Genomic DNA, 14,957 nt, shown 5'->3' with positions numbered 1-14,957 from the left:
GCAGACGAAGACGGATTACCCAAAAAACGGATAGCGGAATATAGCGGAATTTTGTTTGAGCGAAGGGGAAGAACAAAAGGAAGCGGAAGACGGCAAGCTAGAGACAGAAGAATAACCAAGTGCGGTCTGCACCCGACCGCACTTGGGGGAGATAGCCTCAAGGCTTACGGTTTATCTTTATTGAGAAATTTTACGGCTAAATCCGGAAAATCGGTAAAGACGCCACTTGCGCCGGATTGATTCAATAGGGCGTCAAACATTTGGTCGATATTGTTGAAAAACGGCGGTAGAGCATCTTTTCGAACAGTGTAAGGATGCAGCTCTAATTGCTGTGATGCTATATCGGCAACCATGGGGGTGTAGCGAATATCGCCGCTTTTTGAGGTTTTGTCATCAATCAGCATATACCAGCCCGGTCCTACGCCGTCGGCGTATTTGGCAACTTCCGCCATTGCGCCAGGTTTGAACATCCAGTCGTAATCATAGTTTATCCATTTGCCGTCGGCATTTTTTTCCTCAGTTTCGTGCCAGTCGGTATAGGCGATCAATTGTACCAGTTTGATATCCATACCCAATTGTGGCAATAGTTCGGTTTTAATACGTTTCAGCTCGTTGAAATCGAATGTTTGCAGGTAGACAGCCGCATTTTTATCGGTATAGCCGTATTTTTTCAGTACTTTTAATGTTTCCAGTGCAATATCTTTGCCTTCTTGGTGATGTAACCAAGGGGCTTTAATTTCCGGATAGATGCCGATTTTTTCACCGCTGGATTTCTCCAACCCTTGAATAAATTCTATTTCATCTTCAAAGGTATGAATCTTGAAATCGGATTTCCACATCGGGAAACGATCCGGATAAATTTGCACTTGTTTGCCGTTTTCCGTTTTGAAATTCTCGGTCATTTCCAGCGCTTGAATCTCTTTTAGGGTGAAATCCGCAACATAGTAACGTCCGTCTTTGCGTGCACGGTTAGGAAATTTTTTAGCAACATCGGTTAAACCGTCCAAAAAATGATCGTGTATCACGACTAAACGGTCGTCTTTCGTCATCGCTAAATCTTGCTCCAGATAGTCGGCTTTTTGCCCGAATGCCAATGCTTTTGAAGCCAGCGTATGTTCCGGCAGATAACCGCTGGCGCCGCGGTGGGCGATGACCAATTTGTCTTGATGGATTGACGAAGTCGATTGAACACAGCCGGCAAGTGCGGTGGCGGCGGCAAGGGTAACGGCTAAATAGTCTAATTTCATAGTATTTTCCTCTTTTAAAGGTAAAAAGAAAGACGAAACTCAGTTCGTCTTTCGGGTTGCTGTTTTAATTATTTGATTAAGCGATCCTGCTCGGCGATTCTGGCTTTATGCTTGCCTTCTTCTACCATGGTGATCAGCATTAGGACACAGGCTAACACTGCACCGCCGATCATAATGTAGAAGCCGCCGTCCCAGCCGAATTTATCTGCTGCCCAGCCGATAACCGCACTTGCGGCAACGGTACCGCCGAGATAGCCGAATAGTCCGGTGAAACCGGCGGACGTGCCTGCCGCTTTTTTCGGCGCCAACTCAAGGGCGTGCAAACCAATCAGCATGACCGGACCGTAAATCAGGAAGCCGATAATCGTCATCATGATAAAATCGGTTAATTGATACGGGTTGTGATACCAAGGCAGTGTCGCATAATGAGCCAATTCGGATTCCGGTGTTGCCGGATTTAACCAGAAGACCGTGACGGCAATGGTAACCATGACCATAAAGATAAAGCCGGTCAGCCCGCGTTTGCCTTTGAACACTTTATCCGACATCCAACCGCATAACAGTGTACCGGGAATCGCCGCAAATTCATAAATAGCGTAAGCGGAAGCCGTTGCTTTGATATCAAAATGTTTCACTTCGCCGAGGTAAACCGGAGACCATTTCAACACCCCGTAACGAATCAGGTAAACAAACACGTTAGCAATGGCGATATACCACAACAGACGGTTTTTCAGCACGTAGGTGACAAAAATATCTTTAGTGCTTAAATCGTGCTCATAGGTTTCTTCATTGTAATCATCAGGATAATCGTTTTTATATTTTTCAATCGGTGGTAAGCCACAGGATTGCGGGGTATCGCGCATCACGAAATAAAGCAGGAATGCCGCAACCATAGAGGCGATTCCCGGGTAATACAGCGCTTCCTGCCAGACATGACCGAAAGTGACTTTTGCCACTTCAGGGTGATTGGCGGCATAAATCATACTGGCGATCCCGACCAATAGCGCAGGCACCATGCCGCCCAGATTATGTGCGGTATTCCAAATGGATACGATCGTGCCGCGTTCTTTTTTGGACCACCAGTGCACCATGGTTCGTCCGCACGGCGGCCAACCCATTCCCTGGAACCACCCGTTGATGAACAACAGAGCAAACATAATCAAAATGCCGGATGTCGCCCAAGGCACCAAGCCCATCAAGGTCATACACATACCGGAAAGTGCCAGCCCGAACGGCATAAACATTTTCGGATTAGATCGGTCGGAAATGGCCGCCATGAAGAATTTGGATAAACCATACGCCAATCCCGGCGCAATCCCGATAATACCCAGTTCGGTTTTGGTGTAAAGTCCTGCTTCGATTAACCCTTTTTGTGCTAAATCGAAATTACTGCGGGTAAAATAATATGCAGCGTAACCAAAGAAAATGCCCATAAATACCTGCCAGCGCAGACGGGTATAAGTCGGATCGATTTTTTCTTGAGGTAACAACGGTTTATGAGCCGCCGGTTTAAAGAAACCTATCATAAAACACCTCTGTTTTATTGTGATTTAAAAGTAAATATGCCTCTAAAAATACAGTAATCTGTATTTTAGGTGTGGATAATATCAATTTTTCTAAGGTTTATCATGTTCGAATATGAAAATTGCGATCAGTATCACATTCATTTCATAGGTAATTTTTGAAAATTGTCATCAATTTGTCATAAAAATATCCGCTCGTAGGAGCGGATATCAGTAATGCATTGACTTAACTGAATTTATTTCTTCCAATTCTTTAAGGCTGCGGCGAAAGCATTGTTAGTGAGAGGCGTGTTTGGGCGGCCGTGGTGTGATCGATTGTTCGAATTTGAACGATCGGCAGCGTGTCGCTTATTTTCCCCCGTTCTGACCGCACTTTTGTCCTGCGGCTGTTCGTCCAAGCGGCAGCTGAGGGCGATACGTTTGCGCGCCATGTCTATTTCCATCACTTTGACTTTCACCACATCGCCGGTTTTCACCACTTGATGCGGATCGTCGACAAATTTATTCGATAATGATGAAATGTGTACCAAACCGTCCTGATGAACGCCGATATCGACAAAGGCGCCGAAGTTGGTGACGTTAGTGACAGTGCCTTCCAAAATCATGCCGATTTCTAGATCGGTGATCTCCTCTACGCCGTCCATAAAGGTGGCGGTTTTGAATTCGCCGCGCGGATCGCGTCCCGGCTTTTCCAGCTCGTTGAGAATGTCGCGTACCGTCGGCAGGCCAAAGCGTTCATCGGTGAATTTGGCGGCGTCCAGCTGTCGTACCGCATCAGTATTGCCCATCAGATCACTAAGGGTTTGCGAAGTCGCTTGCAGGATTTTTTCGACGACGGGATAAGCCTCCGGGTGAACGCTGGAGGCATCGAGAGGATTGTTGCCGTTGTTGATACGCATGAAGCCGGCACATTGCTCAAAGGCTTTCGGCCCCAAACGGCTGACTTTTTTCAGCTGTTCACGGCTGGCGAAACGGCCGTTTTCATTGCGATAATTCACGATATTTTGTGCCAGGGCGGCGCTCATGCCGGCAACACGTGCCAAGAGCGGTGCGGAAGCGGTGTTGAGATCAACGCCGACCGCGTTCACGCAATCCTCAACGACGGCGTCCAGTTTGCGGGCCAGCTGGCTTTGGTTGACATCATGCTGATACTGCCCGACCCCGATCGCTTTCGGATCGATTTTGACCAGTTCCGCCAACGGATCTTGTAAGCGGCGTGCGATAGAGACTGCGCCGCGTAAGGAGACATCAAGCTGTGGAAACTCTTGTGCCGCCAGCTCTGAAGCGGAGTAAACCGAGGCGCCGGCTTCGCTGACCACCACTTTCTGCGCTTGCCAGTCCGAGGATTTTTGTAGAATCCCGGCTACAAAACGCTCGGTTTCGCGTGATGCGGTGCCGTTGCCGATAGCAATCAGCCCGACATGGTATTTTTTCCCCAGTTGATAGACGCTGACGGCGGCTTTATCCGCTTGCCCGGTGTGCGGGTAAATGGTGTCCGTTGCCAATAATTTACCGGTGCTGTCCACAACGGCGACTTTCACTCCGGTGCGCAACCCCGGATCCAGCCCCATGGTGTTTTTTGCGCCGGCGGGTGCGGCCATTAAAAGTGCGGTTAGATTACGTGCGAATACATCGATTGCTTCGCTTTCGGCTTTTTCACGCAGTGCCGACATCAGTTCGGTTTCCAAATGCAGTGCGATTTTTATCCGCCAAGTCCAGCTGACGACTTGCTGCCGCCAGCTGTCAGCCGGTTGTTGATTGAAATTAATGCCCAGATGTTGACGGATAATCTCCTCACAATAACTTTGGCGCAGGCTTTCGTCTTGATCGGGATCGGCATTCAGACTCAGCTGTAAAATGCCCTCGTTACGCCCGCGCAACATTGCCAGCGCACGATGCGACGGGACGTTGGAAAGCCGCTCTTGATGATCGAAATAATCTTGGAATTTGGCGCCCTCGGGCTGTTTGCCGTCGATCACTTTTGACACCAATACCGCACTTTTCTGTAAATATGACCGCACTTTTGCCAGTAATTCCGCATCTTCGGCAAAGCGCTCCATGAGGATATAGCGAGCACCGTCAAGTGCGGTTTTGCTGTCGTTCACGCCTTTTTCGGGATTGAGGTATGTTTCCGCAGCGGTTTCAGGAACTTGCTGCGGTTGTTGCCACAGGCTGTCTGCCAGCGGTTCGAGGCCGCTTTCAATCGCAATTTGTCCTTTGGTGCGCCGCTTCGGTTTGTACGGCAAATACAAATCTTCCAGTTCGGTTTTGCTTTGGCAGTTTTCGATTTTACTTTGCAGCGCTTCATTCAGCTTGCCCTGATCGGCAATGGATTTCAAAATGGTTTGGCGACGCTCGTTCAGTTCGCGCAGGTAGAGCAGGCGGCTTTCAAAATGGCGCAATTGGGTGTCGTCTAGTCCGCCGGTCGCTTCTTTACGGTAACGGGCGATAAACGGAATCGTGTTGCCCTCGTCCACCAGATTAATAGCGGCTAAAATTTGTTTGGTTTGCACATTCAATTCTTGTGCAATGGTTTGGCTGATAATTTGATTTGGCATAACAAAAATTTCTCACTCATTTAGAAATGCAAAAGAGCGGTTTGAAAACCGCTCTTTGAATGATAGCAGAAACGACTCAATAATAGGAATGTTCGCCGTGTTGGTGTTCGGTGACATCACGTACGCCGTGCAGTTCGCCGCTAAACTGCTCCAACAGCTGTTTTTCAATGCCGTCTTTCAGGGTGACATCGACCATTGAGCAGCCGTTACAGCCGCCGCCGAATTGCAGCACGGCATAGCCGTCTTCAGTCAGTTCGATCAGCGTGATGCGTCCGCCGTGGCTTGCCAGCTGCGGATTGATTTGGGTTTGAATCACATAATCGACACGCTCGATTAACGGTGCGTCGTCCGCCACTTTTTTCATTTTGGCATTCGGCGCTTTCAGCGTAAGCTGTGAGCCCATATCGTCGGTGACGAAATCCAGTTCCGCGCCTTCCAAAAACGGATAACTCACTTCATCGACAAATGCCGAGAAACTGTCGTATTTCAGCTCGGTATCCGCCGCTTCGACCGCATTGGGCGGACAGTAAGAAACGCCGCATTCGGCATTCGGCGTGCCGGGATTGACCACGAAGATCCGAATATGAGTGCCTTCTTCCTGTTGATCCAACAGGTTACGGAAATGCGCTTGTGCCGTATCAGAAATATTGATGTACATACTCCACCTTAACAATTGATTGAGAATATCTGACTGTTCTTGTCGGAAATCGAATGTTCAAAATAATACGCCTTAATTGAATTTTTTTCCAGTTTTTCCGAGCGCTATACGCGTTGTGCTACTATGAACGCTGGTTTTAATGTTTAAGGAAATTAAATATGACGATTCAATATTTTGGGCAAACCGCCCGTCTTTCAGAAGCCACAGTTGCCAACGGTTTTATTTTTCTTGCCGGCATGGTGCCGGAAAATACTGCTGCCGATATCACTGAACAAACCCGTGATGTGTTGGCACAAATTGACAGTTGGCTTGTTAAGTGCGGTTCAGACAAAAATCATCTGTTGGAAGCCACGATTTTTCTGACCGATATGGCGGATTACGACGGCATGAATATCGCATGGGACGAGTGGGTGAACCCAAAACGCAGTCCGGCACGTGCCTGTGTAGAAGCTAAATTGGCAAAAGCCGACTGGAAAGTAGAAATTAAAGTGTCGGCGCTGCAAATTAATCGCTAATCGTCAGGTTCTGCACAAGCACCACACCTGAATGTGTTTGACACCGCACTTTTGTAATAATTTGCAGATCTCCGTCATGGTTGCGCCGGTGGTGATGACATCATCGACAATCGCCACCGAATGATAGCTTGGCTTGCTGCGCAGATTAAATGCATTTTTCAGGTTTTTACGCCGCTGTTTGCGGTTCAGCGCTCGCTGGGCGGTGGTATGGCGGGTGCGTTGCAGCAGTTGTTTATCATATGGAATCGCCAGCCAGCGAGACAACCATTTTGTCAGTAATTCGGATTGGTTATAGCCGCGCTGCCAATGACGAAAACGGTGCAGCGGCACCGGCAAGATGACGTCGGGTAACGGAAGTTGATGGGTGCGCCGAGCTTGCCGCACCGCTAACAGTAATAAGCGTGCCAAAGTGCGGTCGAGCTGGAATTGGCGCTGAAATTTAAAACGATGAATCAATTCCGACAACGGCGGTCGGAAGTGGCTGACGGCGACTAACCGCTGCCACTGCGGCGGTTCGGTCAGGCATTTTCCGCAGTGCGGCATATCAAATGCCAGCTCGCTGCCGCAACAACCACAATAACAAAAGCGTGTTATCTGATGATTGCAACGGCTGCAAATACCGTGATCCGCAATCGCTAAGCGGCACCGGCACAATAAACAGCCGGCGCCCAACCAGTTTGTCGGCAATAAGGTTTTTATCCGCATTTTTCTCTCCATCAAGCATAAAAATAGAAAAAACGGTTGGTTGTGACCAGATGAGCTGATAATTTTTTCGATCCCGATTCCAAAAATCTTTTATACTGGCTCTCCATTTTTTATCATTCGGGAGTCATTATGCTGGATCCGCAACAGGTTAAAATCGTCTTTTTTGATATTGATGAAACCTTGTATATGAAACATCAACAACATTTGCCGTCATCGGTGCCGACCGCACTTGCCAAGTTACGGCAAAACGGCATTATACCGGCGATTGCCACCGGACGTTCGCTGTGTGCGTTGCCGAAACAGATTAAACAATTAATCGGTGCTTTACCAATTGACCTGTTTGTCACCATTAACGGGCAGTACAACAGTTATCGCGGCCAGCCGTTGCAAACCTATCCGTTGTCTAGGGCGGATATTGAACGGCTGGTCGGCTTTTTTAAACAATACGGCATTGATTATGCCTTTGTTTCGGAAGATGCGGTGGCATTGAACCGCGTTACTGCCGACATTGCCGCCGCAATGGATCCGATTACTACAGACTATATTGTCGATGAAGACTATTATCTGACGCACGCGGTGTATCAAATGCTGCCGTTTTATTCGGCGAGTCAAGATCGACTGGTGGCGGAATCCGGCGTATTACAACAGCACCTGCGTGTTGTGCGTTGGCATGATTTTTCGGTGGATCTGCTGTCTGCCGAAGGCTCAAAAGCACGCGGCATTCGGGCGGTATTACAGCATTTTAATTTAAAACCGGAAAATGCCGTGGCGTTTGGTGATGGCTTGAATGATCTGGAAATGTTGCGTGAAGTCGGCTTCGGGGTGGCAATGGGCAACGCTCACCCTGAGCTGAAAGCGGTTGCGGATTATGTGACCAGCGACATTGCCGATGACGGTTTGTCTTACGGTTTGCATCGGCTGGGGTTAATCGATTAAAAAGTGCGGTGCTGACAGCGGATTAAGACCATAATCTTGGTATGATGCATAAGACCGCACTTGCACAAAAGGTAACCGATTTGCTGTGTTTTCACGGCTACTTGCGGAAAATAAGCGATTATTTGTTAAATCAGGATTGCGTCCCGGCGCTAATGCGTGCAATATATCGCCCATTGTCAAGGGAACGTCATCAGGCGAGGAAAGAAGTTACACATGGGTTCAACACAGAAAAAATTTACGCCGTTTTTGGAGTTTGACCGCCGACAATGGGCGGCATTGCGTAAATCTGTCCCGCTAACGTTAACCGAACAGGATTTGGAACCGCTGCTGGGGTTTAACGAGGAGTTGTCGCTGGAGGAAGTCAGCACCATCTACCTGCCGTTGACCCGTCTGGTGAATTATTACATTGAAGAAAATTTGCGTCGGCAAACGGTGCTGCACCGCTTTCTCGGGGTGGAAACACCGAAAGTGCCGTATATCATCAGCATTGCCGGCAGTGTGGCGGTGGGGAAAAGCACCTCTGCACGGATTCTGCAATCGCTGTTGAGCAATTGGCCGCGAAAACGCAAAGTCGATTTGATTACCACCGACGGTTTTTTGTATCCGTTGGCAACCTTGCAGCAAGAGAATCTGCTACAGAAAAAAGGGTTTCCGGTGTCTTATGATACCCAACGTTTAATCCGCTTTATTTCCGACATCAAATCGGGAAAAAGTGCGGTTAAGGCGCCGATTTATTCGCATCTGACTTATGATATTGTGCCGGATCACTATAATGTGATTGATCAGCCGGATATTCTGATTCTAGAAGGGTTAAACGTGCTGCAAACCAGTGCTAACCACGGCATGAATCCGGATCGTCTGTTTGTGTCCGATTTTGTCGATTTCTCGATTTTCGTCGATGCCAAGGAATCTTTGCTGAAAACGTGGTACACCAAGCGTTTCTTGACCTTCCGCAAAGGCGCATTCAGTGACCCGAACGCCTATTTCCACCACTATTCTTCGTTGTCTGAGCAGGAAGCCGTTGCGACCGCCCACCATATTTGGGATACGATTAACGGGTTGAATTTAAAACAGAATATTCTGCCGAGCAGTGAACGTGCCAATCTGATTTTGGTGAAAGGCGCCAATCATGAAATCGAGCGGGTAAAGCTCAGAAAATAGCCTGAGGCATTGGCTTGTGTTATACTCCGAAATATTGCTTTGTTCGGATTTTCTGCCATGACCGCACTTATTGAGCTACAGCATGTTACTTTCCAAGCGCAGCAACTGTTGCGCTATCCCGACTGTCAGATTCCGGCCAATCAAGTGACTTTTCTGCAAGGCCCGAGCGGCAGCGGTAAAAGCACGTTGTTAAGGCTGATCAATGCGTCCGAATCGCTTACGAGCGGCAAAATTTTATATCAAGGGCAAGATATCGAGCAGCTCGACAGCGTACAATTGCGGCGAGAACTCTTGCTGGTCAACCAACGGCTGTTTCTGTTTCCGCAATCGATTCGGCAAAATTTTCACCAATTTTATCAATATCTGGCGCAATCGGCACCGAGTGATCGTCATATTCTCAATTTTCTGCAACAATGCCATGCGGATTTCGGTTTAGACACCTTATGCAATACCTTATCGGGCGGAGAGCAGCAGCGAGTATTTCTGGCATTGGCACTGAGTTTACAGCCTAAATTATTGATGTTGGACGAACCGACATCGGCGCTGGATGCCGATTTGGCGGAAGCGGTGTTGAGTGATATTTTGACTTATTGCCGTAAACAACGGATCAGTGTGTTGGCGATTAGCCATGATCAGCCGTTGGTTGCCCGCCATGCCGATCAGGTTATTCGGATAAGTAAGGATTAAACGATGAATCATGTCAGTATGAACTTGCTGAATTTCAGCCTGGTCTATTTATTGCTGTTGGTGGTGCTGTATGTGATGAAGAAAAATCATATCCGGCAATCGCGCCTGCTGTTGATTGCCAGTATCCGCATGACGTTGCAGCTGATTATTGCCGGTTGGGTGTTGACGTATATTTTTGGTCACCCCAGTCCGATTTTTACCGTGTTGTATGTAGCGGCGATGGTATTGTTCGCCATTCATCGGGTGCTGTCGAAAAATCCGAATTTAAATCAGCGTTTTAAATGGGCGATTGCGCTGGCAATGATGTTTTCCGGCTTGAGCATTATTGCGTTTTTTGTGGTAGTGGTGACCAATCAACAGTTGTTTAATCCGCAATATGTGATCCCGCTCGGCGGCATGATTATGGGAAATTCGATGACCGCACTTAACTTAGGGATAAAAACGTTTCGTGAAAGTCTGCGTTCGGAGCGGGATAAAATCACATCGCTGCTGAATTTTGGCGCTACGCCGGAAAGGATTTTATTGCCGTATGTCAATCAGGCGGTGGAAACCGCACTTTTGCCGACATTGAACAGTATGTTGGGCATGGGCATTATCGCCCTGCCCGGCATGATGACCGGTCAAATTCTTTCCGGCACGCTGCCCAGCACTGCCGTACTGTATCAAATCGCCATTATGATTGCCATTTGCACCGCCGTCAGCCTGTCGTTATTTGCCGCACTCTATTTCGGACACCGCACGTTGTATAATCGACGTTACCAGATAGATTTAAGTGCGGTTTAAGCAAGCGTGATCGCTGCTATGTACGTTTTTCGTATCGCTTCACGACCAATTTTTTACATAGATGCGATACCCAAGAAACAGAAACCCGACAAAGCGTTTGGATTTCTGTTCAAGTAGGTTGAAAATTAGGCGGTTTCGATCACTAAGTTGACATACTCTTCAAAGTCGCTTTTGATCACCGATACAGTCGGGCCGTAGATAATTTGAATCGCATTACCGCGTTTTATCACACCGCTTGCGCCGGTGTTTTTCAGTGCGGCATCATCAATGAGAGAGCCGTCTTGTAAGGTGAGACGTAAGCGTGTCGCACAATTGTCAATATCAAGCACATTTTTGGCGCCTCCGACCGCAGTAAGAATGGCTTGTGACCGTTGATCTTGTTGTGAAGCGTTGACATTGTTCTTATTTTTGTAATCGTCTTTCGTGTAAAGCTTGGCATTTTCCGCTGCAAAATCTTGCTCTCGTCCCGGAACGAGTATATTCCATTTCACAATAAAGTAGCGGAATATGAAGTAATAAATCACGGCATAGACGGCAATCAATATCAGCAGCAGCGGATAGTTGGTTTTTTCCGCACCTTGCAGCAAGCCGAAAACGGTAAAGTCTAATAACCCGTCAGAGAATGTGGTGCCGACGGCAATATTGAGTAAATAACAGGCGGCAAAGGCTGTGCCCGCCAGTAAGACATGTACGCCAAACAAGGCGGGCGCTAGGAATAAAAAGGTAAATTCAATCGGTTCCGTAATGCCGGTGAGGAAACTGGTTAAGGCGGCGGAAAGGTATAAGCCTTTGACGAAGGTGCGGCGCTCTTTTTTAACGGTGTGGTACATTGCCAATGCCGCCCCCAATAATCCGCCCATCATAAACGGATATTTGCCGACCAGGAATTTTACCGCATCCATATTAAAATGGGTGGTATTGGGATCAGCCAACTGGGCAAAATAAATATTTTGTGCGCCGAAATAGAGTTTACCCGCTACTTCCATACTGCCGCCCAACTCGGTTTGCCAAATCGGAATATAGAAAGCGTGATGTAAGCCGAACGGAATTAAGGCGCGCTCAATAACACCAAACAGGAAAGTGCCGAAAAGACCGGAATTCATCACGATATCACCTAATGAAGCAATGCCGATTTGTACGATTGGCCAAATGATTTCAAATATAAAACCCAGAATAATGGCGCTTAAGATACTGATTATCGGTACAAAACGGGTTCCTGAAAAGAATGACAGCATTGACGGCAGTTGAATTTTGTAGAAGCGGTTATGTAAATAAGAGACAATCATGCCGGAGACAATACCGCCGAATACTCCGAGCTGCAAAGAGGTGATTCCCAGTACATCGGTTAAGCGTCCCGGTGCAATCCCAGGGGAAATTGAGCCATCGGGCAATAAAACGCCTTTGGCGTTGAGCAGCACGTTAATGGTAGCGTGCATGGCAATGAATGAAATACCGGCGGCAAAAACGGCAACGGCTTTTTCTTGTTTTGCTAACCCTAATGCAACCGCCATGGCAAACAGCAACGGCAGATTCCCGAAAACGACAACACCAACGGATTTGAAAATATTCAACATGACGGGGAAACACCCCTCGCCAAGCAGCCATTCCAAATGGTAGGACGCAATGGTTGCCGGATTGGTAAATGATGCCCCCAATCCGAGAAGAATACCGACAAATGGTAAAATTGAAATGGGCAAGAAAAATGATTTTGCCATTTTTTGTAGAATTTCAAATGAGTTACTTTGATTTTTCATGATGATTTACCCTAAAAGTCATATTGAAATAAAGTGTTATTATGCTAATTCATAAGAAAGAACTTTCTCGCCGTGGGATATTTGATCTTTTTCGATGATGTGAAATGATTTTATTTTTTCCATATTGGTAATGATCGTCATTGTGTGCAGCTTTAATTGTTCGGCTCTTACTTTTTCTATGTCGACCTGTGCAATCAATTGGTTTTCTTTTATTTTCTGACCCAGTGAGACTTTAGGTAAAATAGCGTTATTTTTTAAATTAACGGTATCAATACCGATATGGATAAGAATTTCCAAACCGTCTTGGCTGCAAATGCCGTAGCAATGATTTGAACCCTCATAAATGGACGTTACTTCGCCGGCAATCGGAGCGTAAACGTTTTCATCCGAAGGCAGTATCGCAAAGCCGTCACCGAGCATTTTTTCCGAAAACATGTCATCGGGAACGTCTTCCATTCTTAACAATCTACCGTTTTGAGTTGCATTGAATGAATGTTTTTTACTTTTGAAAATTGCAAACATGGAAACCTCTCACCTTCTATTTTGTTTAATGTGAAATAAATAATGCGTCATTCGAAATTTATTTTAGTTCCGATACTTTCATTTGCATATTGTGTTTTTCAAATATTGTGAGGTGGATCGGTTTTATTTTTAAGATTGATTTTTTATTGAGCGATTAAATAAGAAATTGATCAAGCGCTATATTAAAAAGTGATTATTAGGCGGTGAATTATGATCTGAATCAATATTTATTTGAGTGTTTTTGAGGATTAAAATTAAATGATTTATTTTTTATTAGTATGAAATAATAATATTTTATTTTTTGAGAGAACGTGGATAAAGACGAATGTTTTTCTATATCAAGTCGGATATTTATAGCAGTGAAGAAAATAACCGCACTTAAAGCGTGAAAGTGCGGTTAAAATAACGGAGGACGTTAAGAGATTTAGAATGTATTTTTACCGAAAGCGGTGTGCCAGTCCCGATCGAATTTGTCAATGGCGGCAAAGACAGCCGGATCGGTTATAAACAGCTCCATGACATCACACCCGACGGTAATCGATCGGGCGCCTGCCAGCATACAGTCTAACACTTGTCGCGGCGTTCTGAAACTGGCGGCTAACACCATGGAATCGGGTTTATGCAAATCAAGCAGGGTTTGCAATTCGGCAACTGCGCCGACACCGTCGCCGCCTTGGGCGTCAATGCGATTGACATAAGGGGCGATATATTTTGCACCGGCCAAGGCGGCAAGAAAACCTTGTCCGGCACCATAAACGGCGGTACCCAATGTCGGAATACCTTGTGCGGTTAAGGCTTTGATTGCGATCAGCCCTTCTGCCGTTACCGGTACTTTCACAACAAGATTTTCAATCTGTTCACGCAGGTAGAGGGCTTCTTTTACCATATCATCGGCAGTATGGGCGATAACTTGCGCAAATAACAATTTTTCTTTGCCGATGATCTGTTGCAGTTCGCCAAGTGCGGTCAGGATTGAACGTTTTTCTTTGGCAATAATGCTGGGGTTGGTTGTTACCCCTTGAATCGGTAAAATTTTTGCAAAACGTTCTACCTCGGCAAGATTGGCTGTGTCTAAGTATAACTCCATAGTCTGTACCTCTTATATTTTGTGATTAAACGTCAATTTTATATAACGGAATGTGCTGTTGTCCGATGATCTGTTCATATTCCGCCGTGATGGCGGAATCGGTGATGAAGCCGGATAACGCATATTGATGTTGGTAACGATGCGGCAGGGTTCGGCCGAATTTACTGGAATCGGTGATGATATAATGCTCAATGTTGCGTGTTAGCAAGGTGTTGACCAATTCTGCTCTTTTACGATCCTTGCCGCTCATTCCCGCTTCATCAAATCCGTCAATCCCGATAAAGCTTTTATCGATATCCATGTGTAATACATTGTCGCAGGCGGTTCTGCCGACCACATAATCACTGTCTTTTTGATATTCGCCACCCAACAGGAAGATCTTGACCGGACTGTCTTTTAATGCTCTGGCAATGTAGCAGCTAGGCGTAATAATCGTGACGGATTTGTTATAAGCAATATATTTGGCTAATAACGAATTAGTGCTGCCGCCCTCAATAAAGACATAATCACCGTGCTCGACAAAAGAAGCGGCAAAGTGTGCTAATTGCTGTTTTAAACCAAAATTAACGCTGATTCGGGTTTCGATGTCGTCGCTGTCGGTTGCGACAGCGTAGCCGTGAGTCCGTTTTATATAGCGTTGCTCTTCTAAAAAGGTTAAATCCTGACGGATTGTTACTTCTGAAACTTGGTTTAATAGCGCCAGCTCGGTCACTTTAATTTGTCCTTTTTTAAAGACTTGCGACAAAATATTTTGTTGTCTTTCATTCAATTGGGTCATCATATCGGCACCTTAAGTTTTTATTGGCAGGTAATAGTCGTTA

General features: G+C 46.5%; 13 protein-coding genes and 1 pseudogene. 5 read left to right on the top strand and 9 right to left on the bottom strand.

The genetic code is table 11. From position 1 onward, the window contains the following. Nucleotides 1-164 precede the first annotated feature (164 nt). The 4 genes and pseudogenes from glpQ to nfuA form a co-directional block, all read right to left on the bottom strand. A complete protein-coding gene (glpQ, locus tag OA57_RS11870) occupies nt 165-1,247 on the bottom strand; it encodes a glycerophosphodiester phosphodiesterase (protein WP_034618152.1) in 1,083 nt (360 codons plus the stop codon). Between the two features lie 68 nt (nt 1,248-1,315). Then, nucleotides 1,316-2,773 (bottom strand): glycerol-3-phosphate transporter, encoded by a 1,458-nt coding sequence (gene glpT / locus OA57_RS11865; RefSeq protein WP_034618150.1) that lies wholly within the window; start codon nt 2,771-2,773, stop codon nt 1,316-1,318. A gap of 386 nt (nt 2,774-3,159) precedes the next feature. Continuing rightward, nucleotides 3,160-5,328: pseudogene (locus tag OA57_RS11860) on the bottom strand (Tex family protein); the annotation flags it as partial. A gap of 76 nt (nt 5,329-5,404) precedes the next feature. Next, on the bottom strand, nt 5,405-5,986 hold the full coding sequence (gene nfuA / locus OA57_RS11855) for a Fe-S biogenesis protein NfuA (protein WP_034618146.1): 582 nt from the start codon (nt 5,984-5,986) through the stop codon (nt 5,405-5,407). 158 nt (nt 5,987-6,144) lie between these two features. Here nfuA and OA57_RS11850 point away from each other — a divergent pair, with 158 nt between their 5' ends. Next, a complete protein-coding gene (locus OA57_RS11850) occupies nt 6,145-6,501 on the top strand; it encodes a RidA family protein (RefSeq protein WP_034618145.1) in 357 nt (118 codons plus the stop codon). Between the two features lie 3 nt (nt 6,502-6,504). On the opposite strand, the gene OA57_RS11845 is transcribed toward OA57_RS11850, so the two are convergent. Further along, the gene (locus OA57_RS11845; RefSeq protein WP_052122489.1) at nt 6,505-7,206 is read right to left on the bottom strand and encodes a DNA utilization protein GntX; all 702 of its coding nucleotides are present in this window, start codon (nt 7,204-7,206) and stop codon (nt 6,505-6,507) included. Between the two features lie 129 nt (nt 7,207-7,335). Between OA57_RS11845 and OA57_RS11840 the strand changes: the two genes are divergently transcribed. From OA57_RS11840 to OA57_RS11825, 4 genes are all read left to right on the top strand, one after another. After that, on the top strand, nt 7,336-8,142 hold the full coding sequence (locus tag OA57_RS11840; protein ID WP_034618143.1) for a Cof-type HAD-IIB family hydrolase: 807 nt from the start codon (nt 7,336-7,338) through the stop codon (nt 8,140-8,142). Between the two features lie 213 nt (nt 8,143-8,355). Then, on the top strand, nt 8,356-9,303 hold the full coding sequence (gene coaA, locus OA57_RS11835) for a type I pantothenate kinase (protein WP_034618142.1): 948 nt from the start codon (nt 8,356-8,358) through the stop codon (nt 9,301-9,303). Nucleotides 9,304-9,360: 57 nt separating this feature from the next. After that, on the top strand, nt 9,361-9,990 hold the full coding sequence (locus tag OA57_RS11830; protein WP_034618140.1) for an ABC transporter ATP-binding protein: 630 nt from the start codon (nt 9,361-9,363) through the stop codon (nt 9,988-9,990). Nucleotides 9,991-9,993: 3 nt separating this feature from the next. Then, the gene (locus OA57_RS11825) at nt 9,994-10,773 is read left to right on the top strand and encodes an ABC transporter permease (RefSeq protein WP_034618138.1); all 780 of its coding nucleotides are present in this window, start codon (nt 9,994-9,996) and stop codon (nt 10,771-10,773) included. 125 nt (nt 10,774-10,898) lie between these two features. On the opposite strand, the gene OA57_RS11820 is transcribed toward OA57_RS11825, so the two are convergent. The 4 genes from OA57_RS11820 to OA57_RS11805 form a co-directional block, all read right to left on the bottom strand. Then, complete coding sequence (locus tag OA57_RS11820; RefSeq protein ID WP_034618136.1) at nt 10,899-12,527, bottom strand: PTS transporter subunit EIIC; 1,629 nt, start codon at nt 12,525-12,527, stop codon at nt 10,899-10,901. Between the two features lie 39 nt (nt 12,528-12,566). Next, the gene (locus OA57_RS11815; RefSeq protein ID WP_034618134.1) at nt 12,567-13,049 is read right to left on the bottom strand and encodes a PTS sugar transporter subunit IIA; all 483 of its coding nucleotides are present in this window, start codon (nt 13,047-13,049) and stop codon (nt 12,567-12,569) included. Between the two features lie 424 nt (nt 13,050-13,473). Further along, nucleotides 13,474-14,136, bottom strand: coding sequence for a fructose-6-phosphate aldolase (fsa, locus tag OA57_RS11810; protein ID WP_034618133.1), 663 nt, complete (start codon nt 14,134-14,136; stop codon nt 13,474-13,476). 25 nt (nt 14,137-14,161) lie between these two features. Further along, on the bottom strand, nt 14,162-14,917 hold the full coding sequence (locus OA57_RS11805; protein ID WP_084589936.1) for a DeoR/GlpR family DNA-binding transcription regulator: 756 nt from the start codon (nt 14,915-14,917) through the stop codon (nt 14,162-14,164). Nucleotides 14,918-14,957: the final 40 nt, after the last annotated feature.

It is taken from the genome of Chelonobacter oris (assembly GCF_000772535.1).
Taxonomy (GTDB): domain Bacteria; phylum Pseudomonadota; class Gammaproteobacteria; order Enterobacterales; family Pasteurellaceae; genus Chelonobacter; species Chelonobacter oris.
Note: the sequence above shows the minus strand (reverse complement) of the source record. Positions and strands in the feature narration are given on the sequence as shown.